Source organism: Peribacillus sp. NPDC097895 (assembly GCF_050277555.1).
Lineage (GTDB): Bacteria > Bacillota > Bacilli > Bacillales > DSM-1321 > Peribacillus.
This window is the reverse complement of record NZ_JBNNSH010000003.1, coordinates 100,705-126,333: the sequence shown is the minus strand read 5'-3', so window position 1 is coordinate 126,333 and position 25,629 is coordinate 100,705. Positions and strand designations below refer to the sequence as shown.

The window sequence follows — 25,629 nt, the reverse complement described above, 5'->3', positions numbered from 1 at the left end:
CAAACCTCTATTTTCATCGAGTTTGTCTACAGTCTTTAAGGCACCCTATATAGGTGCCTCTTTTTTTATGCTTATTTTCTACTTTTAAATATTGTTCAAGGCCTCCTCGATTGGAAGGGTGCCGCTAAAAATCTCGAATGTTTTATTGAATGTAGTATCATATGTGACTGATTGGGCAAGAACGGTGGCTACATCGGCTCTTGGAATGGACTTGTTCGTATGATCCACTTTCTCATCCGCAAAGATTTTTCCGACAGATAGTTCATTTGTCAAAGCAACCGGCCGGACAATCGTGTATGTCAGCCAGCTTGCTTCTAAATGTTCATCGGCATCGCGCTTTGATTCAAGATAGTGGCGCATCCCTTCTGGGGCTTGCTCCGGATGGTCAGAACCGACGGAGCTTAACATGACAAATCGGTCGATTCCCTTTTTCTTGCCCGCATCAACAAGTTTAATCGCGCCATTCTTATCCACAGCTGTCGTTATATCAGGACCTGTATTTGGTCCGGATCCAGTTGCGAAAATGATGGCTTCCATGTTATCCACTGCTTTATCCACATTTCCCTCTAAATCTGCAAGGATGGGATTCCCGCCGAGTCCTTTTATCATTTGGGCCTGTTCCTTTTTCCGGATCATTCCGTAAACGTTCATTTGTGGATTTTTCGATAATTCCCCAATAATCTGCTTTCCGGTCGTCCCATTGGCTCCTGCAATTCAAATATTCATAAATGTGCATCAAGATTAAGTATTGTGGATAACTAATGAAAAAAACTTATCCACAATCATGGAAATGGGGACAACTTAAAAACCGGCTTAATGTAAGCCGGTTCCAGTTTGTAGTCAAAAGGGGTTCTATTTAAGTTGATTGGAACGGATGTGCGAGACTCCTGCGGAATTTTACCAACCTCAAAAAAACTGTAGACAAACTCCATTAATATCGAGTTTGTCTACAGTCTGAAACCCGGCTATGAAACCCGGATATCGGTTTAGAACATCGAGGAACTATGCATTGGCTGAACTTTTGCTTTTGGGTCTATATATTGCTTGGCGTGATTGACAGCAGTGGGTGCCTCACCGAAACCACTTGCAATTAATTTGACTTTACCGTCATATGTTGCGATATCACCTGCTGCATATATCCCTGGGATATTCGTTTCCATTCTGGAATTTACCAAGATACTGTTCTTTTGAATATCAAGACCCCATTCTTTAATGGGACCAAGAGAAGAAACGAAGCCGTAGTTGACGATGACTGCATCTACTTCCATCGTTTCTGTATCTTCACCATTTGTATCCTTGATGACAACTGTATGGATCCGTCCTGCAGTACCAATCAACTCTGAAGGTATGTAAGGAGTCTTTATTTCAACTTTTGAATTTTTAAGGGTTTCTACACTATGTTCGTGGGCACGGAACTTATCTCTTCTGTGAATGATGCTCACTTTCTCAGCGATGGGCTCCAACATTAGTGCCCAGTCCACTGCAGAGTCACCGCCTCCAAAGACCACCACTTTTTTGCCTGCAAAATGATTAAGGTCGTCGATGAAATAGTGAAGGTTACTGCTTTCATATTTCTTTGCATCATCAATTTCGATGCGACGGGGCTGAAAAGCTCCATTTCCAGCCGTAATGATGATGGTTTTGGAATAATGGATTTCTTTATCTGTCGTTAACTTGAAAATTCCATCGGCTTGCTTTTCTACTTCTTGAACGGCTTGCTCCAAGACGACGGTCTGTTCAAACTTTGCCATTTGTTCTTTTAAATTATTCACTAGCTCCTGAGCACGCACCTTAGGAAAACCTGCGATATCATAGATGAATTTCTCAGGATAAAGAGCTGACAATTGTCCGCCTAATTGCGGTAAGCTCTCGATGATTTTTACGGATGCTTGCCTCATACCGCCATAAAATGCAGTAAATAGCCCAACTGGGCCTCCGCCAATTATGGTGATATCATAAACTTTTTCATTAACTTCCAACGTTATCCCTCCGATATACTAGGTTTGCTGAAATTTATTCTCTTATTTTAACATAGATGAATCCTTAAAAAAGGAGAAAGATTAGAAAAGTTAGAAAGTTTTGACTATAATAACGCATTAAACGATGAATATCCTTTACCCTTCCTTCAATATGCAGGTGAGGATGCTTTACTAAGGTTGGGGGATATAGTATGGATATACTTCGCTTCTGGTAAAAAAGTAGCGTTTTTGAGCTTGATTTTTATATGAAAAAGTTCAGATTGTTACTTGTCAAAGGTATGGAAAAAGACTAATATTTACTTATGAATAAATTGGTAAAATTTTATGAATTTTTCATGAAAATTATGAAGTGTTACGTGAAAAATGTCACAAATGTATAAGAGTGCTTTTTATAATGGAAATTAATAAAATAAATAATAGATATTAGTTATGGAAAGCATCACAAGAAAATATCGTAAAGGTGGACGAATTCTTTTGAAAAAGCCAACTATCGTTGTTTTAGGAGCAGGCTATGGTGGTTTGATGACCGTTACTCGCTTGCAGAAGGCATTGGGTCAAAATGAGGCTGAAATCGTGTTAGTTAATAAAAATGATTACCACTATGAAACAACATGGCTGCATGAAGCATCTGCTGGAACGCTTCATCATGACCGTGTACGCTATCCAATCAAAAGTGTCATTAACGGCAACAAAGTTAAGTTCATCCAAGATTCTGTTTTGGAAGTCAAAACAGAAGACAAAAAAGTCATTCTTGAAAACGGCGAAATTTCTTATGATTACCTAGTGATTGGACTTGGACCTGAATCAGAAACATTTGGGATCCAAGGACTAAAAGAATATGCCTTTTCCATCTCTAACGTGAACACAGCACGTAAAATCCGTGACCATATACAATTGCAATTTGCTACATACAGCTCCGAGGCAGAGAAAAATGAAGACCGCTTGACAATCGTTGTTGGTGGAGCAGGATTTACTGGTATTGAATTCCTTGGGGAATTGGCAAACCGTGTCCCTAAACTTTGTAAAGAATATGACATCGACTTCCAAAAGGTTCGTATGTACTGTGTTGAGGCAGCACCAGCGGTCCTTCCTGGTTTCGATCCGGAATTGGTGGATTATGCCGTTTCTTACCTTGAGAAAAAAGGTGTGGAATTTAAAATAGGCACACCGATCAAGGGAGCAACCCCTGAAGGCATCATCGTGGCAAAAGGTGAAGATGAAGTGGAAGAAATAAAAGCCGGAACCGTAGTATGGGCCGCAGGAGTGCGCGGTAACTCCGTGATTGAAGCTTCAGGATTTGAAGCTATGCGTGGGCGGATAAAAGTGAACCTTGATATGCGTGCACCAGGGCATGATGATATTTTCATAGTAGGTGATTGCGCGTTGATCATCAATGAAGAAATTAATCGGCCATATCCACCGACTGCACAAATAGCCATGCAGCAAGGTGAAGTCATTGCCAAAAACCTAACGAAGTTGGTTCGTAACGAAAGTGACCTTGAAACATTCACATTCGAAAACAAAGGAACGGTATGCTCACTTGGCGATGACAATGCGATTGGTGTTGTATTCGGCAAGAAAGTTACAGGTAAGACTGCATCATTCTTGAAGAAGATGGTCGACAACAGAGCATTGTTACTGATTGGCGGAGCTTCCCTCGTTGCTAAAAAGGGTAAATTCAACGTCCTTTAAGTTTTTTCGATATATAATAGGAAAAGCCATTTTGGGATTGTCCCTGAATGGCTTTTTCTTTGGCATGTATCGATGGGTGTACCATGAAGCGGGAGTATGTACCGTTGATGTGTGGAATATAATGGGGATAAGGGTAATGGAGCAAATTAAATCATCCTGACCTTGAAGGTTTTAGTGATCATACGTTCTTATGTGATTTTGGAGTTTACACTACATAAAAAGAATCATAATGGAGGAAGTGGAGTTTGGTGGAACGATGCAAAAATGTTTGGCTGGCAGTTTCTGGCCTTGTGATATCTGATAAAGGTGAGTGGCTGGTCGTTAATAAAAGGTATGGCGGATTGAAAGGGCAGTGGTCGCTCCCGGCTGGTTTTGTCAAAAATGATGAAACCGTTGATGAGGCTGTCGTAAGGGAAGTGTTGGAGGAGACGGGTATTCATACGAAAGTCGAAGGTATGGTGGGAGTGAGAAGCGGAGTCATCAAAGGGGATATAAGTGATAATATGTTAATATTCTTACTAAAACCGCTCAGTTTTGAAGTCACCGCTCAATTGGATGAATTATATGAAGCTAAGTTTTTTGACCCTGATTTACTGGTCCAAGAAGGCAAGCACTCCGTATTATTGGAGCAGCTTTTAGCTTTTAAAAAGGAAAGTATGCAAACAATGCTCGACGGTGTGAACCCGGGAGATCAATTTGGGTATACAGCGTATAAATTATTCATGTGATTTGGTTAATTATCTTTTCTTCGGAATTATTTGGTATTAAGTCGTTGACGTAGCAATTATTTTTTCAGTAAACTAAAGGTGTGCTTTTAAGGAGGGTCTAGATTAACATGCCATTGCCTGTTTTAATTATCTCAATACTCTTATTTTTCATATTGTTTTTCGGAATTGGCTTTTTGTTGAATATGCTCTTTCGTTCTTCATGGATCATGGTCATCTTATTTCCAATCGTCTTCATCGTCATTGTCAATGAAACAAAGCTAATAGAATATTTCAGAAATCCAGGAATATCTTTTTCACATCTTGGGACGAACCTTACATCATTGCATACGGCAGATTTCATTATTTTATCAAGCGGGCTACTTGGCGCGATTTTAGCTGGTGTGGTTATTAAGGTTTTAAGAAATAAAGGATATCAAATGTTTTAAAAAGGGGAAGGGCCGTCAATGAAAGACGGTTCTTTTTTGTGCGAAAAAAGATTGTTTTCATGCTTTATGAATACTTTCACTCTGGAAAGGGAACAAATATCCTTGTGAGAGGAGTGGAAACAAATACATATGAAGATTTTGAAGGCATTATTATTAAGGGTTGCTATTATCATATTATTTATCTTGGCCATCGATTCAACCTTATATCATGTTTTTGGGGCTACGTACGAAGACCATCCTTTTGAAGAGGCCATGAGACAAAATCGAATGCTTGGTCTCGAATACAAAGCCATACATAGGGGTGACCAAGTGGCGACACTGGTTGCATCCGCATCCATGAGCAATGGCCCAAAGACAATAGATGAAGCACTCGAGCTCTTGAAATACCCTAAACATGAAGTATTGGCTACAGGATATACAGCAGGCTATGAATCAACCGGAAAGTACCCGGAAAGTCCATCTTATGGAATTACTTATTCAGGAGTGAAGGTAAAACGGGATCTGTTTTCCACCATTGCCGCCGATCTTGCCGTATTTCCCCTAGGAACGATCCTTTGGATTCCTGGCTATGGCTATGGGGTAGTAGCGGATAAGGGGGGAGCGATAAAAGGAAACCACCTGGATCTATACTACGAAACGGTACAAGATGTGTATAATAACTGGGGGAAAAAAACCCTTGAAGTGTATGTTGTACAAAAAGGGAACGGCGAGTTATCTGAAGAACAGCTAAACAAGTTGAATGAAACCAAGATCAGGCAGGTATTCAAGCCAAAAATCGCCGAAAAGGCGTTGAACAATAATGTATCTTCCTTTGCTTTTTAATGAAATGCTGGGCAAACCATTAAAAACAGAGTGGAGAAAGCAGAACTTTAACAGGCTGCCCTTAGTTGAGGCAGCCTTTTTGATGTAGGTTAATTTCCAATACACTCTTTACCCGATGCCGTTATATGCTTCGGGGTGCAGGGTTTTTGCCAATTTTGCCAAGCCATCCAGTAAACGTGGGGATGGACGGCAGAATAAGGGTTCTTCCATAATATGAATGTTATTATCCCGGACAGCCTTTAAATCGGTCCACCCTTTCCGTTTCCTGACCAGATCGGGGTTTACTTTTCGTAAAGGAACACCGACCCATGCTAAGCAAATATGGTCGGGATCCTTTTTCAGGACCTCTTCCGAAGTGACTTGAATGCTTGCCATGTCTACTTCTTCGAAAACATTATATCCTCCTGCAAGTAGGCTGATTTCCGATAACCAGTTAACCCCCCCAGGGCTGAATAAGGGATTTGGCCACCATTCCCAATATAAGGACGGCTTTATTTCGATTTTTTCGGCGACACTTTTATATTGAAGGATGATATCACGGAATTTGGCAGCCTGTTCCTCTGCTTTCTCCTTAAGATCCAGGGCCTCGCCCAATGTTAGCAAATCCTTCGCGATATCTTCTAGTGATTGCGGATTGAATGTGATATGTGGGAGGTTCCTTTCTTTTAATCCCTCAATGTTTTTTTCCATACCAGGCACACTAAGTGAAGCAAGGACCAAATCAGGTTTTAATGATTCTACATGATCGATATCAATCGATAAATCCGGCCCCACTTTAGGGAGTTGCTGGATGGTATCAGGCCAATCCGAGAAGTCATCGATGGCGATCAGCTGATCTTCAATGCCTAGATATGTGCAGAGTTCAGTATTGCTGGGGCAAATAGAGATAATTTTCAAATGAACCACCTACCCTTGAAAGATGAAAAAGTGAAGTGCAAGTGCAATGAATACTCCGGTCAAGGCTCCGAAAAATACCTCGATTGGCTTATGGCCCAACAGTTCCTTTAATTGTTGCTGTTTCTGCTTATCTGCTTTCTTCTGCCAGTTTTTTGCTTGCTCGACAAATGTATTGAAGTCTGTAACTAGTCGGTTCAAGACGGCTGCCTGTTCTCCTGCCTGCCGTCTTACTCCTGTCGCATCGAACATCGTGATGATGGCGAAGATTGCGGCAACGGCGAATACAGGAGAGTCCATTCCAGTTTCAATCCCAACGGCTACCGTGAGTGCTGACACGGCAGCCGAGTGGGAGCTGGGCATCCCGCCCGTCGAGTTAAGAAGTGACCAGTTTACTTTGCGGAAAGCTATGAAGTGGATGGGCACTTTAATGAATTGAGCAAAGAAAATGGCAATCAATGCTGCGATTAAAGGGAAGTTGAGAAATAATTCCAAGAGTATCAGCCTTCTTTCTAGTAATAAGTAACGATGAAATCTATATTGGGTAAATAAAAAATCCTTCTTGGTACAAGGGCTATGGGGCCCTTATTAATTAGTTCCATCCAATCCTGTCGATTCCCTGCTGGATATAAGGATAAATATGATCTTTCTTATACTATTACTCTAAAGTGACCCATTTTAAACAATATCCTTGGTTAATATTAATGATATATGCCTAATTCGAAAATTTTGGAAGATTTCGTTATAATGAAAGTAATCGAATGGAGGAGGTAGCAGAATGTTCACAGTAAAAGATTCCTTGAATTTAGATATGATTGATGAATGCCTGATTCTAGGTGTATTCGACAGACCAATAAAATTTACAGGCTTAGGGAAAGAAGCCGATGAGAAATTAGGCGGTCAGCTAACCGAGTTAGTGAAAGCTGGAGAAATCTCTTCCAAGAAAAAATCAGTAGTCAAAATACATACATTAGGTAAATTAGGAGTAAAGAGATTGATATTTGTGGGGTTAGGCAAGGAAAAAGAACTTTCCTTTGAAACGCTGCGTGAAGCTTTGGGGAAAGCGCGTAAAACGATTGCAGAATCCAAGCTTACGACGCTTTCGATTGCTTTGGATACATTCACGACAGAAAATCTGGATGCATTGGACGCTGCGCATGCTTGTTCTGAGGCATTTGAACTTGCTTCCTATAAATTTGCCGGATACAAGCAGAAATCGAATCAGGTCGAAAAGACCATCGAATCGATTTCGGTTTATAGTGAATCGGATAAAGAAGAGATCGGGGCCGCACTTCATGTAGGGCGAATATTCGGAAAAGCGACGAACTCAGCAAGAACATTGGTTAACACACCAGGGAATTTGTTGACTTCTACGGATCTTGCCGATTATTCATCTGCTTTGGGAGAGCGTTATGGGTTTGAAGTGGAGATCCTAGAAAAGGCAGATATGCTCAAGTTGGGAATGGGCGCCCTCCTTGCTGTCAATCAAGGTTCCGCCGAGCCACCGAAAATGATCGTCCTGAAGTATCAAGGTAAAGAGGAATGGAAAGATGTTATTGGTTTGGTTGGGAAGGGCATCACATTCGATACTGGCGGGTACTCATTGAAAACAAAGGCTGGAATCGTCGGAATGAAGACGGACATGGGTGGTGCGGCAGCTGTATTGGGTGCTATGGAAATTATCGGCGAATTGGGGCCGGGTCAAAATGTCGTGGCTGTCATTCCATCCACAGATAATATGATTAGCGGCGAAGCTTTCAAGCCGGATGATGTAATCACTGCCATGAGCGGAAAAACGATTGAGGTATTGAATACGGATGCCGAAGGACGGCTGGTTCTGGCAGATGCGATGACGTACGCTAAACATCATGGTGCAGAATACCTGGTGGACGTTGCGACTTTAACGGGTGGTGTTATAACGGCGCTGGGTATGGATATGACGGGTGCAATGACGAATGACGTGGAATTCTATGAACAAGTCCTCAAAGCCTCAGAGGAGGCCGGGGAACCTATGTGGAGGCTGCCTATTACAGAAAAGGACAAAGAGCGTGTACGTAATAGTAAAATAGCGGATTTGAATAATTCACCTGGCGGGGCAGGACATGCCATCATGGGTGGCGCTTTCATCGGTGAATTTGCTGAAGACACTCCATGGGTCCACTTGGATATTGCCGGGACATCCACGACTTCGAACAACTCCGAATTGTGCACGGCGGGGGCGACCGGCGTCATGGCACGAACGCTTGCACTATTGGTTGAAACCTTTGAATCCAAATCAAAATGAACCCAAAAGATCCGAAGCCGAAAATGGGCTTCGGTTTTTTTACCAAAAGGTGTTGAATCGTTATCAATCCCTCCATTTCAAGCTGACGATGATATGACAGTTTATATCCCCTGTTTTAGGGTGGAAATCAAACCGGATCCCATCAGGGTTATACATGATATCAGGCTCGTTATTAATGCCTATTTTTCGTATCATTTCTTCCACGACACTCTTTTCTGATGATTGGGCAGCAGTCATCAACCGGTTCGAGAATGGCTTGGATGTGGCTATAGTGTCCATTACTTTTTTTACATCCAGAAATAAAGATTGCGAGGTCTTTGCCGATTTAACTAACAAATCTGGATTGGGTGTGGAGTAGGAACGCACCAATCCTGCAGTTTCGTTATTCATATTCGCTGCACCGCCGGGAGATTGAAATAGGCCAGGATCATATAAAAAATAAGGGAAATCCTCCAAAAGGTTTCCTTCCTTTCGTTTAGTCTGTCTATAGACACGATTTCTTTATACGATAAAATATGTATAACGATAGGCAGATATGATAGCCGTTAGTGAATAACCCTTCTTCTGAAAAAATCTTCTTGGAAATTAATAAGAAAGACACACTATTATTTGTAAACTGCTTCATTGACAGGTATAGTGTATAGTAATATACTTACTTACCTAAAGTAAGGGCTAGGCACACTATAAATTATAAAATAGGTGATGTTATCATGAAAATAAACCAACAAACAAAAGACCTTTTAATAGATAAAATGAATATCCTTAAAACCCCGGGAAAAGCTGATATATGCCTAGTGGGGCCCGTAAACTTGCCTGTTGAACAAGGCGATTTCTCTGCGGTTTTCCAATGGTACACATGGCTTCAGCTCGATGGCATGGATAATGATAAGGAAGCGGTGCTTGATTCCCTTTCTGAAGCCAACCTTGCTTTTGGCCAGCAATCTTCTGTATTGGTGTATGGAGATTTTGAAAAGTCGGAGGATGCACTTGTCCGGATGCATAGCATCTGCCATACGGGTGATATCTTTGGCAGTAAACGCTGTGATTGCGGCTACCAGCTCCACCAATCGATGAAAATGATAGCCGAGCATGGTTGCGGAGCCATTTTCTACCTTGCGGACCATGAAGGAAGAGGGATCGGCCTATTCTCCAAGTCTCTTGCCTATTTGCTTCAGCAGGAAGGCTATGACACAGTCGAGGCGAATCAAGCTTTAGGTTTTGAAGACGATACACGATCTTACGAGGGGGCCATTCGAGTGTTGAAGGGACTGCGTGAGAATCCGGTGACTTTAATTACGAATAACCCTAAAAAGTTGGATGCCCTCATGAAGCATGGACTTGCGGCAAAGGACCATATCCCGCTTTGGGGCGGCTTAACGGAAGATAATAGTTTCTATCTGGATACAAAGGTTAAGAAGTCTGGACATATTCCCAAAGAGAAGCCAACTTTGATTGTATAAGGAGAGCTAACCGTATGAATGATGATCAATATTACATGAAGTTGGCACTGGATTTAGCGGCCAGTGCCAAAGGGAAAACCAATCCAAATCCAGTGGTCGGGGCCGTCATAGTTAAAGACGGTGTGATAGCAGGGACAGGGATCCATCGTAAAGCAGGTGAACCGCATGCAGAGGTCCATGCGTTCAAAATGGCGGGTGAGTATGCAGAAGGTGCAACGCTTTACGTGACACTTGAGCCTTGTTCCCATTATGGAAAGACACCCCCTTGTGCAAATTTAGTGAAGGATTCAGGTGTCCGTCGGGTTGTGGTGGCTACGCAAGATCCTAATCCGGAAGTTGCCGGCAGAGGGATATCGATCCTGAAGGATGCAGGCATAGAAGTGGAAGTTGGCGTTATGGAAATGGAAGCGCAAAGACTGAATGAGCGTTTTATTCACAATATGACGACGAATCGTCCTTTTGTCATATCGAAGTTTGCGATGACATTGGATGGGAAACTTGCAACCCATACAGGCCATTCTAAATGGATTACAGGAGAGGAATCCCGTCATTCCGTTCATTTACTGCGTGATGAGGTGGATGCCATTCTTGTCGGTATTGGGACTGTTTTGGCAGATGATCCATCACTGACGACCAGACTCCCGGAAGGCGGCGGGAAAAATCCGATCCGAATCATTTTAGACAGTGAACTGCGTGTTCCATTGGACGCCAATGTTGTCCAAGTATCAGATGCGAAAACGATGATCGTAACGCAGGAGGATGCACCTGCAGATAAAATGGAGGCTTTACGTGATAAAGGGATCGAATTCATTTTCGTCCCCAAAAATGAGACGGGCCTTAATCTAAGGACTTTGATGGAAGAGCTGTATAAAAAAGGAATTACGGATGTCTTGCTAGAAGGTGGAAGCGAAGTGAATGCCTCTTTCCTTAGGGAGGGACTCATCGATAAATACTTGATTTATATAGCTCCTAAACTATTGGGCGGGAGAAATTCACTAACACCGTATACTGGAATGAATATGGATACGATGGATGAAGCGATGGATGTTTCCTTCTCTGGCGTGGAAACGTTTGGTGAGGACATACGCATCACGGCTTATCCTAAATTAAAATAGACAACAGGTGAAGAGGCATGTTGGTTAAATCAGATGTATGCATAGTCGGATCGGGACCTGGAGGAGCGCTGTTAGCTTACCTTTTGGCCAAGCAGGACATTTCAGTCGTATTGCTTGAGAGGCATTCTGAAGTTTCAAGGGAGTTCAGGGGTGAGTTCTTGAACGATGAAGGAGAGGGCATTCTTAAAAAGCACGGTTTGTTCGAGAGCGTGAAAAAGCTTGGCATGCTTAGGATGGAACAAATTGAATATTGGCATGACGGCCAAATATTTAAAAGGATTTTCCCTGAATGGCCTGTAGATCATGTTGGGATACATGTCCCTCAAAATCATCTGCTTACAGCTATATTGAATGAGGCCGAAAAGCTGGATTCTTTTCAATTGATGATGAATACGAGGGTTACGGGCTTGATTCAGAATGAAACGGGCCGTTTTACGGGTGTCAAGGCTCGAAATGGCGGGAATGACCTGGAAGTGCAAAGTTCATTGATAATCGGAGCGGACGGCAGATTTTCCATCGTTCGAAAAAAAGCGGGGATACCAGTCGAGATTAAAAATCATGGCTATGATTTACTGTGGGCAAAAATTCCTGCTCCAAAGGGGTGGAAGCCTTCAATCAAGATGGCATTGGTCAATGACTCACAGGTTGCACTCTTCACTCAGGCTGGAGGTTTCATCCAAATTGGATGGAATATTGAACATGGTTCATTTCCCCAATTGCGAAAACTGCATTTTGAACCATTCATAGAAAATTTACTTTTGGCCTTTCCTGAATTAAAAAAGGTTGTGTGTGAAAATATCAGCTCTTGGAATGACTTCATTTTATTGGATGTTTACAGCAGCTATTGTAAAACGTGGACAAAGGATGGCGTTGCTTTATTAGGCGATGCAGCCCATACGATGACACCTACAGGTGCGTTCGGACTCAATTGTGCCATGAAGGATGCCGATATATTAGCCGAGCTTATCCAAGGATGCATCCTGCAGGAGGATACTGACTTCCTTGGACTTAAAATGGCTGAGCCGGAAAGAAAAGCCGAAATTGAAAGATTACAGGCCATTCAGGTGGACAAGGAAATTTCCTTCGCATCACAGTTTGCCGCCGCTTATGTTTGAATAGGAGTGAAGGATATGAAATTCGGTTTTGATATTGACGATACCCTAATTAATTTGAGAGAATTCGCGTTCCATCTTTATAATGAAAAGCTTAATAAGAACATAGACTTAGCAAAATTCAGAGCCTTAAAGACGTTAGAGATCCATGAAGCTTTCGGGCTTGATAAAGAGGCTGGGGGCAAGATGTGGAACAGCCTTGCCGATGAAGTGTATTATTCATCCTGTCCAGCCTTCGAGGGCGCAGTGGAAACGTTGCAGGAGCTTGAACGCGATGGTCATGAAATCTATTACATCACCGCTAGGAAAGCGGAGCATGGTGACCGTACAAAAAAATGGCTGATTGAAAACGGCTTTCCAGTTAAGGATGACCATTTTTACTGTGGTATGAAGGATCATGAAAAAATTGAAACGATTCGCAAATTGGAATTGGATTATTATTTTGATGATAAACCGGCAGTCCTGGAAACCTTATTGGATATTCCCACGAAAGTCTATGCAATGGATAACTCCTATAACAGGGAATTGGATATTCCAAGACTGACAAGCTGGTTTGAATTAAAAGAAATACTCTCCAAATAATCGAATTCACATTAATTGACGGATGACTTGATAGACTTGGGTCATCCTTTTTATGTATACTATTATGAATAGTGATTCATTTATTCAGGGTGATGGTAAGGAAAATATGGTGGTTGGAGGTATTGGGATGGAGAGAAATATTGAAAAGTCATTGATAGGCACGCTTGGAATTGAAATGAAAGAAGTCGGAGATGGGAAAGTCATTGCGACGATGCCGGTGGATGAACGGACTAGGCAGCCGTATGGTTTATTGCATGGGGGAGCTTCCGTTGCCCTTGCGGAATCCGTTGCAAGTTATGGGGGGATGCTGCTTGTGGATAGAGCTAAACAAGCTGTAGTCGGTCTTGAAATCAATGCCAATCATGTAAGGGGCGTACGTTCTGGTTATGTTACCGCTGAAGGTAACGTAATCCATCGCGGGAAGACAACGATGGTATGGGACGTGAAAATCCGTGATGAAGAGGATCATCTCATCTGCGTTTCACGCTGTACATTAGCCGTTATTGACTTACCAAAGTGAATGAAGGAACAATTGCTTGGTAGGTGACAGAATGATAGGGAGCCAGGTACACTTTTTTGTCTCAACGGAGCCCTGGTTAAGTATCTTATTATCTTAAACTATATTGTTTGAAAAGGAGTTTTTCCTTTATGTTGGTTGGCCATATAAAAGAAATCACCCGTCATCCTCTAAAATCATTCTCTGGTGAACAGGTACAGAAAACGAAGGTGATGGATTATGGGCTATATGGAGATCGCAGTCATGCCTTTAAAGACAAAAATGGGAAGTTCCTGACGATAACCCAAGTCCCGGAAATGGTCCGTTATCAAGCTGTTTTTTCTGGTGAGGAAGCTTTGGACCAATATCCGGACGTTAAAGTGAAGACCCCTTCAGGAGAAGTTCTGACATGGGGAGAGGAAGCCTTTCTAAAGGAAATGGATTTGTTGATAAAACAGGAGGTAACAACTATAGTTTATCCTCCTTCACATATTCCGTTCGGAGCGATTGAAGAAGAAAACATCTTGCTTGTGAGTGATGCCTCTATTGGTGAAATGACAAGGCTTTGGGGGAAGGAATTGGATGGCAGGAGATTCAGGCAAAATTTAGTGTTATCTTTAGTGAACAAAACGCCCTTTTTAGAAGAGCAATGGTTCGGAAAAAGGATTCTAATCGGAAATGAAGTGGAATTGGAGATCAAAAGGTATTGTGAGCGTTGTATGATCATAACTGTCGATCCAAGCGATTCCCATAGAGATCCATCACTCCTGAAAACTGTCGTCAAGGAAAGGAACAATCATTTTGGCGTATATGCCTCGGTCATACAAACAGGTGAAATCAGAGTGGGTGACCAGGTGTTTTTAAAGGATTGAGACAGAAAAGAGCTGCTCCTGTAATCAGGGCAGCTCTTTTGCGATGGCAGGGATCATCGGTTTTTCTTTAAATCATCCTGGACGCTCCGATCCCACATTTTAACGCCTGAATGATAAGCCGAGCGAATGATTAAATGTCCGGCAACAGGGCTGGTCATGAAGATAAAGATAATCGCGAGCACGACCCGAAAATCGAAATGGCTATGTTCATAATAAAAATATAACAAGGTGCCGATCAGGATGAACATGATTCCAAGTGTCGAGCTTTTTGAAGCAGCGTGATTTCTTGTATAGACGTCAGGCAGCCGGATGATGCCGAAAGCCGAGACTAAAAAGAGAAAGACTCCCATTAAAAGGAATAGGGCAGATAGGAATTCAACGATTGCGGTCATTTTCGATAATCTCCCCTTTCTCAAGGAATTTGGCGAAAGCGACCGTTCCGATGAAAGATAGGATTCCGAGCAGAAGAATGGCTTCCAAATAGGCGCTTGTATCCATGATAATGGAGGCAAGTGCAACGATTGCGATAAGATTGATTCCCATCGCATCAAGTGCGATGACTCGATCCGGTACGGAGGGCCCTTTGATTAAACGGTATAGGAATCCTAACATGGAAAGGGAAACTCCGAGCAACGCGATTTTCAATATAAGATCGAACATTATTTGCTCACCTCCATAATCGCCTTTTCAAATGTATTTTTAATGCTGTCCACGGCTTCATCTTTGTCGGCGATATCCATCGCATGAATATAAAGAATCCGGTTGTCTTCAGAAACTTCAACGACAAGTGTTCCAGGTGTCAGTGTAATTAAATTCGATAGTATCGTAATTTCCCAATCCTTCGTAAGAACGGTTTCGAATGCGAATATGCCAGGCCTCATATCCAGCTTAGGCTTAAGCACGACTTTAAGGACGCTAACGTTAGAGAGTATGAGTTCCCTAGCGAATATGAGCAGTAATAGAACGACGGCGTTCACCCTGTTCAAATAAAAACGATCATTAAAAAAATGACGGAAGACGAACATGATGCCTAAACCCAAAACATATCCGATGATAAAAGTGCTCCCGTTAAACTCATTTTTTAAAAACATCCAGATGACCGCAAGGAACACATTCAGTAAAATTTGGAATGACATCAGGCACTACTCCTTTAAAACCGCTTTGATATAAATATCAGGATTCATTAATGTATCTACAGCTTGTGTAATAAATGGGTAAACCGATTCTGTTGCGACCCCGTATATAACTGAGAGGACAACAAGGAGAACGGCAGGAACAAGCATCTTATTAACCGTATGTTCAGCTAATGTATAACCGGCCTTAGGAGTTCCCCAGAAGCCGTTTGTGAAGATTTTCATAACGGAATATAAGACCATCAAGCTTGATAGTAAGACAACGGCCATTCCAAAGTATGCCTCTTTTTCTGCAGCTCCCTGAAGGATCAGAAGCTTGCCGGCAAAGCCGCTGAATGGTGGGATTCCCGCCAATGATATCGCAGCTATGAAGAAGGTCCAGGCAAGGACAGGGTATTGTTTAATCAAGCCACCCATATTCCGTAAATCACCCGATCCGCTGATTTTAATCATGATGCCAACCAGCAGAAAGAGTGCAGCCTTGATCAGCATGTCATGAATGATATATAGAATGGAGCCTGATAAGGCTTGTTCATTCATGACGGAGATGCCGAATAGGATAACACCGACCGCGATGATGATATTGTAAATGATGATTTTCTTTACATCCCAATAGGCAATCGCACCAATGACACCGATAATGATGGTCAAGATCGAAAGAACCGCCAGGAAAGTATGGGTGAAATCTTGGTCATGATAAAACAAGAGTGTATAGGTCCTGAAAATGGAGTATATCCCGACCTTTGTCAGCAATGCACCGAATAGCGCCATCACCGGGATAGGTGGAGCATAATAGGACCCAGGCAGCCATTGGAAAAGAGGGAAAATGGCTCCCTTCAAACCGAATACGATCAAGAAACCAATGGCGATCACGGAGATGATTCCAGGCTGGTTGACTTCAGCTATCCTCTGGCTGATGTGCGCCATGTTCAATGTGCCCAGAACTGAATAAAGGTAGGCGACCATGATGACGAAAAAGGAAGAGGAAAGAACATTGACGATAATATACTTCAATGATTCCCTCAGTTGGATTTTCGTCCCTCCAAGTACAAGCAACACATAAGAAGCCATCAGCATGACTTCAAAGAAAACGAATAGATTGAAAAGATCGCCCGTAAGGAATGCACCATTTACACCAATCAGCAAAAATTGAAATACAGGATAATAATAATGCCTTTCGCGTTCTTCACCTATGGAGTATAACGAGTAAACCAATATGGCGAATCCAATGATATTCGTGGTCAGGACCAGCAGTGAGGAAAGCATGTCTGCGACGATCACGATCCCGAATGGAGCATTCCAGCTTCCGACCCCGAGAGTCAGGATTCCCTGAGTATGAACCGCGAAAACTAGATAAAGGGATATTAAGATTCCGATAAGAGCGGAAAAAAGAGAAATCCCTCGTTGGAGCTTGATATTTTTTGCAAAGAATATGAGGAAGATGCCGGTGAAAAGCGGCCATAAAACAGGCATGAAGGTTAGATTACTCATTTGCTTCCGTACCTCTCATTTCTTCCATATCATCCGTTCCAAGCTCCTGGTAAGTCCGATAAGCAAGCACAAGCAGAAATGATGTGACTCCAAAGCTGATGACGATCGCCGTTAAGATAAGTGCTTGCGGAAGCGGATCTACATAAGATGTAACTTTATCACTTAGCAATGGAACGGAACCGCCTTTCAAACCGCCCATCGTCAAAATCAACAGGTGGGCGCCGTGACTGAGCAGCCCCGTACCGATGATGATTCTTAAAATGCTTTTTGATAGCATTAAATAGGTTGCACACATAAATAGTATTCCAATGACAATGGCCATTAATAGTTCCATTATTCACTCTCCCCTATCGTTTGAATAATGGTCATCGTTACACCAACAACCACAAGATAAACACCCAAATCAAAAAGTACAGCCGTATGAAGTGAGATATGCCCAAGAAGAGGCAAATCGATATAATGGTAAACATGGGTCATGAGCGGCACCCCGAACAATAACCCACCTGCAACGGTCAGGGTTGATATGAACAAGCCTGAACCAATCATTAACTTATAGTCAATCGGCAAGATGCCGGTGACGGTTTTAATGTCGAAAGCGAGGAGCAGCAGGACAATGGCGGCTGAAGTCATTAAGCCGCCGACAAACCCGCCGCCCGGCGAATAATGCCCCCCTAAAAAGATGGCAACCGAAAAAAGCAAGATAACAAAGGCGGCGACCTTCGTTACCGTTTGAAGAATTACGTCATTTTGCTTCATGTTTTATCTTTCCCCCCTGTCGACCGCAATTTGATCATTGCGAAGATTCCAAGCGCAGCGATGGAAAGGACACTGATTTCAAACATTGTATCAAGTCCGCGGAAGTCAACGAGAATGACATTTACGACGTTTTTCCCGCCTGCTTCCTTATAAGCATTTTCAAGATAGTAATTTGAAATGGAATCAAATAGTTTATTGCTGTGTGCGGAAAGGGCAATCAATGTAACCATGACTCCCACACCAATGGATATCAGGGCGTTATTCAACCTGAAGGTCATTCGCTCTTCCCTTCTGCTTGCCATTAACGGAAGGTGGAAGAAACAGAGCAAAAACAGCGAAACCGAAATCGTTTCGATGACTAGTTGAGTCAATGCTAGATCCGGTGCCCGCAACAAGACGAAAAATAGGGATATCGTATAACCGACAGCTCCTAATATGATAATGGAAGTTAAACGGGATTTTGCAAACAGAATGGCAATCGAGCCAATCGCGATGATCGCCGCCAATACCAACTCATAAAAACCAATCGGGGCAAAATTTCCTGTATCGAATTTAAAGGCATCCTTCCAATAGAGCGTAAAGCCCAAAGAAAGAATGAAGAATAGGAAGATTGAAAGCAGATACATCCGAATCGATCCTGTCATTAAAAATTTCATGACGGAGGATGCAAAGCCTTCGAATCCTCTTAGCCCATTATCATATAAAGCGTTCAAGGAAAAACGTTCAGGCATCCACTGCAGGATCTTTTTCCATTTCGGCAACGTTTTGTATAAAGTGATTCCCGCTGCGATGATACCGATCGTCATCCATAATTCGGGTGTGAATCCATGCCAGAAAACGATATGAACTTGGAAGTCCGGTCCTGCCAAGCTAGGCTGTATTCCAGCCACAGCAGGTTTAATGATTGATGAAGATAGCAAGTTTGGAAAAATGCCGAAAACAATCACCAACGAAGCAAGGATGATTGGAGAAATCAACATCCCCATCGGTGCCTCATGGGGCTTCTTGTCCATTAGGTGTAACTGAAGTTTGCCTGTGAAGGGTTTGAGCACGACAATCATGCTATAAATAAAAGTAAACACACTGGCAACCCATGCTAGAACAGGGAACAGTACGCCCCATGTTTCCATATTGAAAATATCCAGTTCCAATACATTCACCATGCTGGCCAAGAACATTTCCTTACTTAAAAAACCATTGAAGGGTGGAAGGCCTGCCATTGAAAAGGCACCGATTAAGGCGACGGTGAAAGTAATTGGCATTAATTGCATCAATCCGCCAAGCTTTCGGATATCCCGGGTACCGGTTTCATGATCAATGATGCCTGCAACCATGAAAAGACTGCCTTTGAAGGTAGCATGATTTATTAAGTGAAATACAGCTGCAACCGTGGCAGCCATGTATATATTTTCGCCCAATGATTCATAGTGGAGAGCTGCCGCACCAAGACCCAATAGCGACATGATCAACCCTAGCTGACTGATGGTGGAAAAAGCGAGAACACCCTTTAAATCGGTCTGCTTGATCGCAGAGAACGAGCCCCAGAACAGTGTAATCAATCCAGCAATCGAAACGAGCCAGAACCATAAACCGGATTCTGCAAAAACAGGGCTTAATCTGGCAACCAAATAAATTCCGGCCTTGACCATCGTTGCCGAATGAAGGTAAGCACTGACCGGTGTCGGAGCTTCCATCGCATCAGGCAGCCAAATGTGAAATGGGAACTGTGCTGATTTAGTGAACGCACCAAGCAGTACGAGCAAAAGTGCAGGGGTGAAGAGCGGGTGGTCCATAAGTTCCCCGCTTTGTAATATCAATTCACGTATGCTGAATGTGTTCCCCATAATGGAAAGGAGAATGATGCCTCCAAGCAGGCTTAGGCCGCCGAGCACAGTGATTAGCAGGGATTTCTGCGCTCCATATCGTGAACGCTCCCTTTCATTCCAATATCCAATCAATAAGAAAGATGATAAACTCGTAAATTCCCAAAAGGAATAAAGGACAATTAGGTTGTCGGAAAGGACGACGCCAAGCATCGCTCCCATGAAAAGTAAAAGGAAGATGTAAAATTGGTTCAGCTTTTCTTTCTCTTTTGATAAATAGAAAACCGAATACAGAACAACGAGTGAACCTATCCCTGTAATGAGCAAGGCGAATAGAAGCCCAAGTCCATCCACATAGAAATCAACATGAATTCCGAGAGAAGGAATCCATGCAGCCCTTTCCGTAATGACATCCCCTTGTTTGGTCAAGGAAATGAACCTTGAAAAATAGGTGAATAGCACAATCGGTAAAATCATTACAAACCATCCTGTATGTATTTGTCGGAATAGTTTGTATAATACTGGTATAATAAGTGCTAATAGAAACGGTGATAAAACCGCCCAATGAAGTAAAGACATAAACTCCCCTCCCTTTTTAAACGAAGTCATTCGTCTTATTATGCTTTTTTTCACGCAATCCTAGACGTTAGGAAATCGCCGTTGAATATGTATTTTTTTTTTAATCAATTCTTGTCTCGCTTAAAAGTATAACGCAATTTTTGCGGGTTTGCATGGCTTTAAGAACAGTGAGGGTCCACTGAAATGAAGTTTTATATATAGGTAGAAAAGGAGAGAAAATCGACCTGAAAAATTTATTTTAAAAGGCTTTTTTAGGGAGAATTAGTATACTATCCATTGTGAAATGAAGGATTATCTTGCATAATATAGGATAAAAGATGCATGGATGGAGAAAACATGAAAAACACATATTTACTTAGTTACTTTCCAATCATTTCAATCCTATTATTCAGTCTTTCATTTGCCATTTATGGGGAAATGCAAATGCTCAAGTTATTTGGGGATTTGGGAATCTATCAAGGCATGCTGGAGTTTTTTTCTGAAACTGGCATAAAGCTGGCACTGCTTATCGTATTGCTCTTATTATTCTTTATGGTTTTTGCCGCATTGAAGTTGATCTCCGATACTGTATTGGAGCTATCTTTATTATTCTTTTCCAAGGATTCAGAAGGCAAGGCCTTGAACAGTGTGAGAAGGGGATCGATCATATATGTCATTGGCGGCGCTTGTTCATTGTTCAGTGTTCAATTCGTCATCGGGCTTGGATCTATCTTTATCGCAACGAATGTCGTCGCTTTAATTTATTTTGTCAATAAATTAAGCCCGAGCCTGAATTTGTCTAGGTTAGTAGGATTGGTTTTCTTTCCAATCTTCGTTTGGACTGCCTTGATTTCAATAGTCGCTTATGCAGGATTGAAGCTTTATAACAGTGTTATTGCAAGTCTGCCCATATAAAAAAGAAGGTGCCATCATTGGCACCTTCTTTTATTCCTCGGCAGTCTGGCTGATATCTTTCCATATCAATACATGAGGTGTGTGTGCATAAATGGATTGCAGATTGGAGGGCTTGTCTCTCCCAATCCAAACGCCGGTTGTGTAGTTTTGTGTCAGGCCGACAAACCACATGTCTTTCACATCATTGGTCGTACCGGTTTTACCACCGATATAGTCTGTGGGAAAGTAGGCTTTGCGGGCCGTCCCGGTTAGGGTTACTTCATGGAGAAGTTGCCGCATCTTGTCTACGGTGCTTTTGCTCCATATCTCCTTGGATTTGTCCTTCCAGCTATAAAGGACTTTACCTTCTTGATCGGTTATGTTAATGATCGCGCGCGCTGGCTGATAGTTTCCATCATTGAAGGAAGTATAGGCATTCGTCAGTTCAAGGGGACTCATGCCATACTCGAAACCGCCTATAGCCGAACTGATATGGTGGTCATTTTTGGTCACCTTTTTAAAATCGAATGCATCCAGATATTTAAAGCTCTTTTCCATGCCAGTCTTTTCAAAAAGCCTTATGGCGGGTGTGTTATAGGACTGTGCGAAGGCACTCCTTAATGTGACCAGCCCGTAGCTATCACCGCTATAATTCTTTGGACAATAACTATTACTGCAATAGCTTGCTCCGCTAACGAGCTGATTGATGTCAGCATCCGTTTCTTCAATATAGGGAGCGTAATCAAGAAGTGGCTTTATGGCTGACCCTGGTTGCCTAAAGCTTTGGTATGCCCGATTGAAAGAATTTTTTTTATAATCTTTTCCCCCAATCAAAGAGACAAGCTCGTGCGTATGATGCTGTATAACCACTATAGCTCCTTCGATATCATTGACACCGATTTTTGATTGTACAGCAGTCTTGGACTGCGTTTGCAGCTTAGTATCGAGTGCGGTATGGATGGTTACACCGGAATTTAAAAGCTTTTCGACCCGTTTATCCAGCTCGGCTTCCGCCTTCTTACGTGTAGCTTCATCAGAACTTTGCAAAGATCTTGTGAGACCTTCAGAGGATGCTACCAGGTTTTTTAATTCCTGATGAACATATGTCACATAATCAGGATATAAGTCTACCGAGGTGGACAAGTCTAATTTAATCGTACTTTTGATAAGCTTTTCATACTCGATCTGTTCTAAATCACCTTCAGCTACCATTTGTTTCAGTAATCTCTCTTGTCGCTTTTTCGTTTCATCGAAATGTTTAAGAGGATTATAGTGTTCAGGATTATTAGGGATTGCTGCCAGGAAGGCAAGTTCCGCCTTGGTTAACTCCCCGGTCGGTTTACTGAAATAAAACTGGGAAGCGGCTTCAATTCCGTAAGCTCCATTACTGAAATATATGGCATTCAAATATAGTTCCATGATTTCCGGTTTTGATTTCTTTCGCTCTAATTGATAGGCATAAATGAGTTCACTAAGTTTTCGGTTATACGTCCTATCATGGGTAAGAAATACATTCCTGGCAAGTTGCTGGGTAATGGTGCTGCCGCCTTGTTCGATTGTTTTATTTTGTGAATTGATAAGAAGTGCCCTGCTTAGGCCGGATATGTCAAAGCCTGCATGATCATAAAATTTTTGATCCTCTGAAACAAGGAACAGGTTTTCCAGGAATAGAGGGATGTCTTCAAGTTTTATGTAAGTCCGTTTTTCACCATTGGAAATTTCACTGATCACTTTTCCATTTGCTGCCGTTATGTAACTTGTCTGAGCCAGCTCGATTGAATCAATCGGAATTCGCTTGTCTAGTACATGATAGGGAGATTGGGCTAAGGACCACTCTTGACAGGAAAGAAAAATGAAAAGGGTCAATATAGGAACTAAGAGGAAAATCGAGATATAACCAAGATACGTGCGCATAGTTCAACTTCCTAACTAATATATTTTTAGTATGTTCTTGGGAAAAGTACAGGAATTAACAATGGTACTTTTGGTTCATTAATCCATCATAATCCAATTAAGGAAGACAATAAAGAGTTTTGGTGAATTTAGGAATGAAGGTGCCGTATCAAGGCGTTGTACGATCCGGTGAAAAACTTTCTAAATCTTCTGTTATAATATGGTCATGAGAAAGTAAAAACCAATATTTGTTTATATGTTGATGTCAAGAATAAGAAGGGGGTCATAAAAATGGAGGAACAACAGCAATATGTATTCATTGATTTTGAATTTACGATGCCGGAAGGAAAAGCGAATCCAGTAGGGTTTTATCCTGAAATCATTGAAGTAGGTTTGGTCTCGGTCATAAATGAGACAATTCAGGAACAGTTCTCTTCTTTTGTTAACCCATTGAAATTTCCAGTCCTAACGGGAAGATGCAAGAAATTCTTGAATATTACCCAAGACCAGGTGGACCGGGGGATTTCATTTGAAGAGCTGGTTTCATTATTGAAAAAAATAGATGAGCAACACCCATCGACAATTGTGACTTGGGGAAATATGGACATGAAGGTACTCCGTCAGAACTGTCAGAAATCAGGGGTGGAATTCCCTTTTACAGGAAAACAAACAGATCTTTGCCTGGAGTACAAACGTTTTTTTGGAGATCAAAATCAAACCGGACTTTGGAAGGCTGTACAGGCCTATGGCAAAGAAGGGACAGGCAAGCATCACAGGGCGCTGGATGATGCAATTACGACATATAATATCTTCAAGCTAGTAGAGAAAGATAAGAGTTATATGCAAAGTCATGAACCGACAACAATTGGCGATCGCATTGATTTATCAAAGGTATTGAATCATTTAGCGTTATAAAAGCCAAATCTTATACTACCGATTTGGCTTTTATCATTCTTTATTTGAAATAATCCGCCGCTAGATCTTCAAGCAGCTGTAAGCTTTTATCATTCCACTCTGTGTGTACTTCGCTTAAGGATCGTTTCATATTCTCAACCGCTTCTCTTAAGGAATCCTTATACTCAGGAATTTCCTCTTCAAAGACCCTGACCATATTCTTAGGTACATTGGTCTGCTCCCGGAATGCAAGAGCGCGCCGTTGATGGAACATGGACACTTCCGTTTGCTTCGGGTTATGAAGATCTCCTTGCATGGGATGTTTCAAAACAGCCAATACTTTAACAAGATATGTTGAAGGTCTGATATCGGTGACTTCCCCGATGTATTTTCCTGTTTTATATATGGCGGTAACCTTATCGCCGATTTTAAAATCCTGTTCAGACATTTCCCTACCACCTTTCTTATAACTTCCTTCATGATACATAAGAACAACGATTTTTCACAGCGTATTTGCTCAATTTCGCAAAGATGCTTTTTTTATAAAAATCGTGTAAAGTGTAAAAATGAAGATGAAAAATGGAGCTGTCATCCATTTTATTTAATAAAGAAAGAGGGTATCTACAATGACAAACTTTCCACAATTAACAAGCGAAGTATTAGAAAATGAAAAAGCGGTCATCATGAAAACGACGCTGGGCGATATTAAGATTAAACTATTCCCTAAGCTGGCTCCGAAGACAGTGGAGAATTTCTTGACTCATGCTGAAAACGGTTACTATGAAGGGATTATCTTCCATCGTGTCATCAAGGATTTCATGCTTCAAGGCGGAGATCCAACTGGGACTGGAATGGGTGGAGAAAGTATCTGGGGAGCTCCATTTGAGGACGAGTTCTCCATGCAATTATTCAATTTGCGGGGAGCGCTTTCCATGGCAAATGCAGGCCCGGGAACAAACGGCAGCCAATTCTTCGTCGTGCAAGCACAGCACGTGGACAGCAGGATGGGTGAGCAAATGAAGCAAGCCGGTTATCCGGAAGAAATCATCAATGCTTATATGGAACAAGGCGGCACACCATGGCTTGACCATAAGCACTCTGTGTTTGGACAAGTCGTAGAAGGCATGGATGTTGTTGATACGATTGCTAACGTAGAGACAGTTGCGGGAGACAAACCAGCTGTTGATGTAGTGATTAAAGGGATTACCATTTTATAAACCTTAAAAAGCGAGAGGCTTAGTGCCTCTCGCTTTTTAAGGTTTTAGTGGAATGGCCCCTCTAGTGGATTGTTCTGGTAATTGATATAATGGGATAAAGCAGTTTATTCTCTATCAGGAAGGATGATCCGATGGACTTTTTCAATCATACTTTACTAGGTTTGTTTCTTTACTTTCCAGAAGACAAGACTGAATATATCTCGGCTGGAATAACTTGTTTCATCTTTTTAGTTGCAGCCGTTTTTACGATGAGGGCAATTATAAGATATTCAAAGAAAGAAGAATTGAAAACAAAGCAATTAGAAGATGAAGTCACTAAAAGGAACCAGCGTATAAAGGAAGATTCTCTTTCTTGATCCCGGAAGATGCTGTGCATCACGAGACCCGTTTTTTGATATTGATTATCTGATTATGAATGGTATTATGTTTTGTTAGAAGGTCCGTAAAGTACCTGAACGAAGAATAAAATGTTCCCTTATCAGCATAAGCATTTTATACTATAAGCATAG

At 41.9% G+C, this 25,629-nt stretch carries 29 protein-coding genes; 15 read left to right on the top strand and 14 right to left on the bottom strand.

Going from position 1 to position 25,629, the window contains the following annotated elements; genetic code table 11:
* Positions 1-84: 84 nt before the first annotated feature.
* On the bottom strand, positions 85-714 hold the full coding sequence (locus ACQKMH_RS16910; protein ID WP_427588993.1) for an SDR family oxidoreductase: 630 nt from the start codon (positions 712-714) through the stop codon (positions 85-87).
* 272 nt (positions 715-986) lie between these two features.
* Positions 987-1,979, bottom strand: a complete 993-nt coding sequence (locus ACQKMH_RS16905; RefSeq protein WP_427588649.1) for an NAD(P)/FAD-dependent oxidoreductase — start codon at positions 1,977-1,979, stop codon at positions 987-989.
* Between the two features lie 474 nt (positions 1,980-2,453).
* On the opposite strand from ACQKMH_RS16905, the gene ACQKMH_RS16900 reads away from it, so the two are divergent.
* The 4 genes from ACQKMH_RS16900 to ACQKMH_RS16885 all read left to right on the top strand — a co-directional run bounded on the left by ACQKMH_RS16900 (position 2,454) and on the right by ACQKMH_RS16885 (position 5,646).
* Positions 2,454-3,671, top strand: coding sequence for an NAD(P)/FAD-dependent oxidoreductase (locus tag ACQKMH_RS16900; protein ID WP_427588648.1), 1,218 nt, complete (start codon positions 2,454-2,456; stop codon positions 3,669-3,671).
* 245 nt (positions 3,672-3,916) lie between these two features.
* A complete protein-coding gene (locus ACQKMH_RS16895) occupies positions 3,917-4,399 on the top strand; it encodes an NUDIX domain-containing protein (protein WP_427588647.1) in 483 nt (160 codons plus the stop codon).
* A gap of 107 nt (positions 4,400-4,506) precedes the next feature.
* A complete protein-coding gene (locus tag ACQKMH_RS16890; RefSeq protein WP_427588646.1) occupies positions 4,507-4,824 on the top strand; it encodes a YuiB family protein in 318 nt (105 codons plus the stop codon).
* Between the two features lie 129 nt (positions 4,825-4,953).
* On the top strand, positions 4,954-5,646 hold the full coding sequence (locus ACQKMH_RS16885; RefSeq protein WP_427588645.1) for a 3D domain-containing protein: 693 nt from the start codon (positions 4,954-4,956) through the stop codon (positions 5,644-5,646).
* 108 nt (positions 5,647-5,754) lie between these two features.
* Here the strand turns inward: ACQKMH_RS16885 and ACQKMH_RS16880 are convergent, their stop codons facing one another.
* Complete coding sequence (locus ACQKMH_RS16880; protein WP_427588644.1) at positions 5,755-6,543, bottom strand: cobalamin-binding protein; 789 nt, start codon at positions 6,541-6,543, stop codon at positions 5,755-5,757.
* Between the two features lie 9 nt (positions 6,544-6,552).
* Positions 6,553-7,035, bottom strand: coding sequence for a divergent PAP2 family protein (locus ACQKMH_RS16875; RefSeq protein WP_230159406.1), 483 nt, complete (start codon positions 7,033-7,035; stop codon positions 6,553-6,555).
* Positions 7,036-7,318: 283 nt separating this feature from the next.
* On the opposite strand from ACQKMH_RS16875, the gene ACQKMH_RS16870 reads away from it, so the two are divergent.
* A complete protein-coding gene (locus tag ACQKMH_RS16870; RefSeq protein WP_427588643.1) occupies positions 7,319-8,824 on the top strand; it encodes a leucyl aminopeptidase in 1,506 nt (501 codons plus the stop codon).
* A gap of 63 nt (positions 8,825-8,887) precedes the next feature.
* Here the strand turns inward: ACQKMH_RS16870 and ACQKMH_RS16865 are convergent, their stop codons facing one another.
* Entirely contained in the window at positions 8,888-9,280 is a 393-nt protein-coding gene (locus tag ACQKMH_RS16865) for a hypothetical protein (protein ID WP_427588642.1), read from the bottom strand.
* Positions 9,281-9,534: 254 nt separating this feature from the next.
* Here ACQKMH_RS16865 and ACQKMH_RS16860 point away from each other — a divergent pair, with 254 nt between their 5' ends.
* The 6 genes from ACQKMH_RS16860 (at position 9,535) to ACQKMH_RS16835 (ending at position 14,461) form a co-directional block, all read left to right on the top strand.
* Entirely contained in the window at positions 9,535-10,284 is a 750-nt protein-coding gene (locus tag ACQKMH_RS16860; RefSeq protein ID WP_427588641.1) for a GTP cyclohydrolase II, read from the top strand.
* Positions 10,285-10,298: 14 nt separating this feature from the next.
* The gene (gene ribD / locus ACQKMH_RS16855) at positions 10,299-11,399 is read left to right on the top strand and encodes a bifunctional diaminohydroxyphosphoribosylaminopyrimidine deaminase/5-amino-6-(5-phosphoribosylamino)uracil reductase RibD (RefSeq protein ID WP_427588640.1); all 1,101 of its coding nucleotides are present in this window, start codon (positions 10,299-10,301) and stop codon (positions 11,397-11,399) included.
* A 17-nt stretch (positions 11,400-11,416) separates the two neighbouring features.
* Positions 11,417-12,514: an FAD-dependent monooxygenase gene (locus ACQKMH_RS16850; RefSeq protein ID WP_427588639.1), complete on the top strand. Its 1,098-nt coding sequence runs from the start codon at positions 11,417-11,419 to the stop codon at positions 12,512-12,514.
* A gap of 15 nt (positions 12,515-12,529) precedes the next feature.
* Positions 12,530-13,093 (top strand): 5' nucleotidase, NT5C type, encoded by a 564-nt coding sequence (locus ACQKMH_RS16845; protein WP_427588638.1) that lies wholly within the window; start codon positions 12,530-12,532, stop codon positions 13,091-13,093.
* Positions 13,094-13,220: 127 nt separating this feature from the next.
* Entirely contained in the window at positions 13,221-13,613 is a 393-nt protein-coding gene (locus ACQKMH_RS16840; RefSeq protein WP_427588637.1) for a hotdog fold thioesterase, read from the top strand.
* Positions 13,614-13,741: 128 nt separating this feature from the next.
* Positions 13,742-14,461, top strand: coding sequence for an MOSC domain-containing protein (locus ACQKMH_RS16835; RefSeq protein WP_427588636.1), 720 nt, complete (start codon positions 13,742-13,744; stop codon positions 14,459-14,461).
* 53 nt (positions 14,462-14,514) lie between these two features.
* Here the strand turns inward: ACQKMH_RS16835 and mnhG are convergent, their stop codons facing one another.
* The 7 genes from mnhG to ACQKMH_RS16800 are packed head-to-tail and all read right to left on the bottom strand — an operon-like array spanning position 14,515 to position 20,243.
* Positions 14,515-14,853 (bottom strand): monovalent cation/H(+) antiporter subunit G, encoded by a 339-nt coding sequence (gene mnhG / locus ACQKMH_RS16830; RefSeq protein ID WP_427588635.1) that lies wholly within the window; start codon positions 14,851-14,853, stop codon positions 14,515-14,517.
* Positions 14,837-15,121, bottom strand: a complete 285-nt coding sequence (locus ACQKMH_RS16825; RefSeq protein ID WP_427588634.1) for a Na(+)/H(+) antiporter subunit F1 — start codon at positions 15,119-15,121, stop codon at positions 14,837-14,839. Before ACQKMH_RS16825 ends, mnhG begins: the two co-directional genes overlap by 17 nt.
* On the bottom strand, positions 15,121-15,597 hold the full coding sequence (locus ACQKMH_RS16820) for a Na+/H+ antiporter subunit E (RefSeq protein ID WP_427588633.1): 477 nt from the start codon (positions 15,595-15,597) through the stop codon (positions 15,121-15,123). Before ACQKMH_RS16820 ends, ACQKMH_RS16825 begins: the two co-directional genes overlap by 1 nt.
* Before the next feature lie 6 nt (positions 15,598-15,603).
* The gene (locus ACQKMH_RS16815) at positions 15,604-17,085 is read right to left on the bottom strand and encodes a Na+/H+ antiporter subunit D (RefSeq protein ID WP_427588632.1); all 1,482 of its coding nucleotides are present in this window, start codon (positions 17,083-17,085) and stop codon (positions 15,604-15,606) included.
* Positions 17,078-17,419, bottom strand: coding sequence for a Na(+)/H(+) antiporter subunit C (locus tag ACQKMH_RS16810; RefSeq protein ID WP_427588631.1), 342 nt, complete (start codon positions 17,417-17,419; stop codon positions 17,078-17,080). Before ACQKMH_RS16810 ends, ACQKMH_RS16815 begins: the two co-directional genes overlap by 8 nt.
* Complete coding sequence (locus tag ACQKMH_RS16805) at positions 17,419-17,841, bottom strand: Na(+)/H(+) antiporter subunit B (protein ID WP_427588630.1); 423 nt, start codon at positions 17,839-17,841, stop codon at positions 17,419-17,421. Before ACQKMH_RS16805 ends, ACQKMH_RS16810 begins: the two co-directional genes overlap by 1 nt.
* Positions 17,838-20,243 (bottom strand): Na+/H+ antiporter subunit A, encoded by a 2,406-nt coding sequence (locus ACQKMH_RS16800; protein WP_427588629.1) that lies wholly within the window; start codon positions 20,241-20,243, stop codon positions 17,838-17,840. The genes ACQKMH_RS16805 and ACQKMH_RS16800 overlap by 4 nt, the downstream gene beginning before the upstream one ends.
* Positions 20,244-20,579: 336 nt before the next feature.
* Between ACQKMH_RS16800 and ACQKMH_RS16795 the strand changes: the two genes are divergently transcribed.
* A complete protein-coding gene (locus tag ACQKMH_RS16795) occupies positions 20,580-21,137 on the top strand; it encodes a DUF5366 family protein (RefSeq protein WP_427588628.1) in 558 nt (185 codons plus the stop codon).
* Between the two features lie 30 nt (positions 21,138-21,167).
* On the opposite strand, the gene ACQKMH_RS16790 is transcribed toward ACQKMH_RS16795, so the two are convergent.
* A complete protein-coding gene (locus ACQKMH_RS16790; protein ID WP_427588627.1) occupies positions 21,168-23,030 on the bottom strand; it encodes a transglycosylase domain-containing protein in 1,863 nt (620 codons plus the stop codon).
* Positions 23,031-23,300: 270 nt separating this feature from the next.
* Between ACQKMH_RS16790 and kapD the strand changes: the two genes are divergently transcribed.
* Positions 23,301-23,924, top strand: coding sequence for a 3'-5' exonuclease KapD (gene kapD, locus ACQKMH_RS16785; protein WP_427588626.1), 624 nt, complete (start codon positions 23,301-23,303; stop codon positions 23,922-23,924).
* 40 nt (positions 23,925-23,964) lie between these two features.
* On the opposite strand, the gene ACQKMH_RS16780 is transcribed toward kapD, so the two are convergent.
* Positions 23,965-24,351, bottom strand: coding sequence for a kinase-associated lipoprotein B (locus ACQKMH_RS16780; RefSeq protein WP_427588625.1), 387 nt, complete (start codon positions 24,349-24,351; stop codon positions 23,965-23,967).
* 178 nt (positions 24,352-24,529) lie between these two features.
* On the opposite strand from ACQKMH_RS16780, the gene ACQKMH_RS16775 reads away from it, so the two are divergent.
* Positions 24,530-25,120 (top strand): peptidylprolyl isomerase, encoded by a 591-nt coding sequence (locus ACQKMH_RS16775; RefSeq protein WP_427588624.1) that lies wholly within the window; start codon positions 24,530-24,532, stop codon positions 25,118-25,120.
* Positions 25,121-25,251: 131 nt separating this feature from the next.
* Positions 25,252-25,476, top strand: a complete 225-nt coding sequence (locus tag ACQKMH_RS16770; RefSeq protein WP_427588623.1) for a hypothetical protein — start codon at positions 25,252-25,254, stop codon at positions 25,474-25,476.
* Positions 25,477-25,629 lie beyond the last annotated feature (153 nt).

Bases quoted from the DNA above. Each gene is read 5' to 3' on its own strand.
- ACQKMH_RS16860 (WP_427588641.1), top strand. From the start codon at position 9,535: ATGAAAATAAACCAACAAACAAAAGACCTTTTAATAGATAAAATGAAT.
- kapD (WP_427588626.1), top strand. From the start codon at position 23,301: ATGGAGGAACAACAGCAATATGTATTCATTGATTTTGAATTTACGATG.
- ACQKMH_RS16770 (WP_427588623.1), top strand. From the start codon at position 25,252: ATGGACTTTTTCAATCATACTTTACTAGGTTTGTTTCTTTACTTTCCA.
- ribD (WP_427588640.1), top strand. From the start codon at position 10,299: ATGAATGATGATCAATATTACATGAAGTTGGCACTGGATTTAGCGGCC.
- ACQKMH_RS16795 (WP_427588628.1), top strand. From the start codon at position 20,580: ATGAAAAACACATATTTACTTAGTTACTTTCCAATCATTTCAATCCTA.
- ACQKMH_RS16840 (WP_427588637.1), top strand. From the start codon at position 13,221: ATGGAGAGAAATATTGAAAAGTCATTGATAGGCACGCTTGGAATTGAA.
- ACQKMH_RS16825 (WP_427588634.1), bottom strand. From the start codon at position 15,121: ATGTTCGATCTTATATTGAAAATCGCGTTGCTCGGAGTTTCCCTTTCC.
- ACQKMH_RS16845 (WP_427588638.1), top strand. From the start codon at position 12,530: ATGAAATTCGGTTTTGATATTGACGATACCCTAATTAATTTGAGAGAA.
- ACQKMH_RS16790 (WP_427588627.1), bottom strand. From the start codon at position 23,030: ATGCGCACGTATCTTGGTTATATCTCGATTTTCCTCTTAGTTCCTATA.
- ACQKMH_RS16820 (WP_427588633.1), bottom strand. From the start codon at position 15,597: ATGTCATTCCAAATTTTACTGAATGTGTTCCTTGCGGTCATCTGGATG.
- ACQKMH_RS16805 (WP_427588630.1), bottom strand. From the start codon at position 17,841: ATGAAGCAAAATGACGTAATTCTTCAAACGGTAACGAAGGTCGCCGCC.
- ACQKMH_RS16810 (WP_427588631.1), bottom strand. From the start codon at position 17,419: ATGGAACTATTAATGGCCATTGTCATTGGAATACTATTTATGTGTGCA.
- mnhG (WP_427588635.1), bottom strand. From the start codon at position 14,853: ATGACCGCAATCGTTGAATTCCTATCTGCCCTATTCCTTTTAATGGGA.
- ACQKMH_RS16815 (WP_427588632.1), bottom strand. From the start codon at position 17,085: ATGAGTAATCTAACCTTCATGCCTGTTTTATGGCCGCTTTTCACCGGC.
- ACQKMH_RS16870 (WP_427588643.1), top strand. From the start codon at position 7,319: ATGTTCACAGTAAAAGATTCCTTGAATTTAGATATGATTGATGAATGC.
- ACQKMH_RS16850 (WP_427588639.1), top strand. From the start codon at position 11,417: ATGTTGGTTAAATCAGATGTATGCATAGTCGGATCGGGACCTGGAGGA.
- ACQKMH_RS16885 (WP_427588645.1), top strand. From the start codon at position 4,954: ATGAAGATTTTGAAGGCATTATTATTAAGGGTTGCTATTATCATATTA.
- ACQKMH_RS16800 (WP_427588629.1), bottom strand. From the start codon at position 20,243: ATGTCTTTACTTCATTGGGCGGTTTTATCACCGTTTCTATTAGCACTT.
- ACQKMH_RS16835 (WP_427588636.1), top strand. From the start codon at position 13,742: ATGTTGGTTGGCCATATAAAAGAAATCACCCGTCATCCTCTAAAATCA.
- ACQKMH_RS16890 (WP_427588646.1), top strand. From the start codon at position 4,507: ATGCCATTGCCTGTTTTAATTATCTCAATACTCTTATTTTTCATATTG.
- ACQKMH_RS16775 (WP_427588624.1), top strand. From the start codon at position 24,530: ATGACAAACTTTCCACAATTAACAAGCGAAGTATTAGAAAATGAAAAA.
- ACQKMH_RS16780 (WP_427588625.1), bottom strand. From the start codon at position 24,351: ATGTCTGAACAGGATTTTAAAATCGGCGATAAGGTTACCGCCATATAT.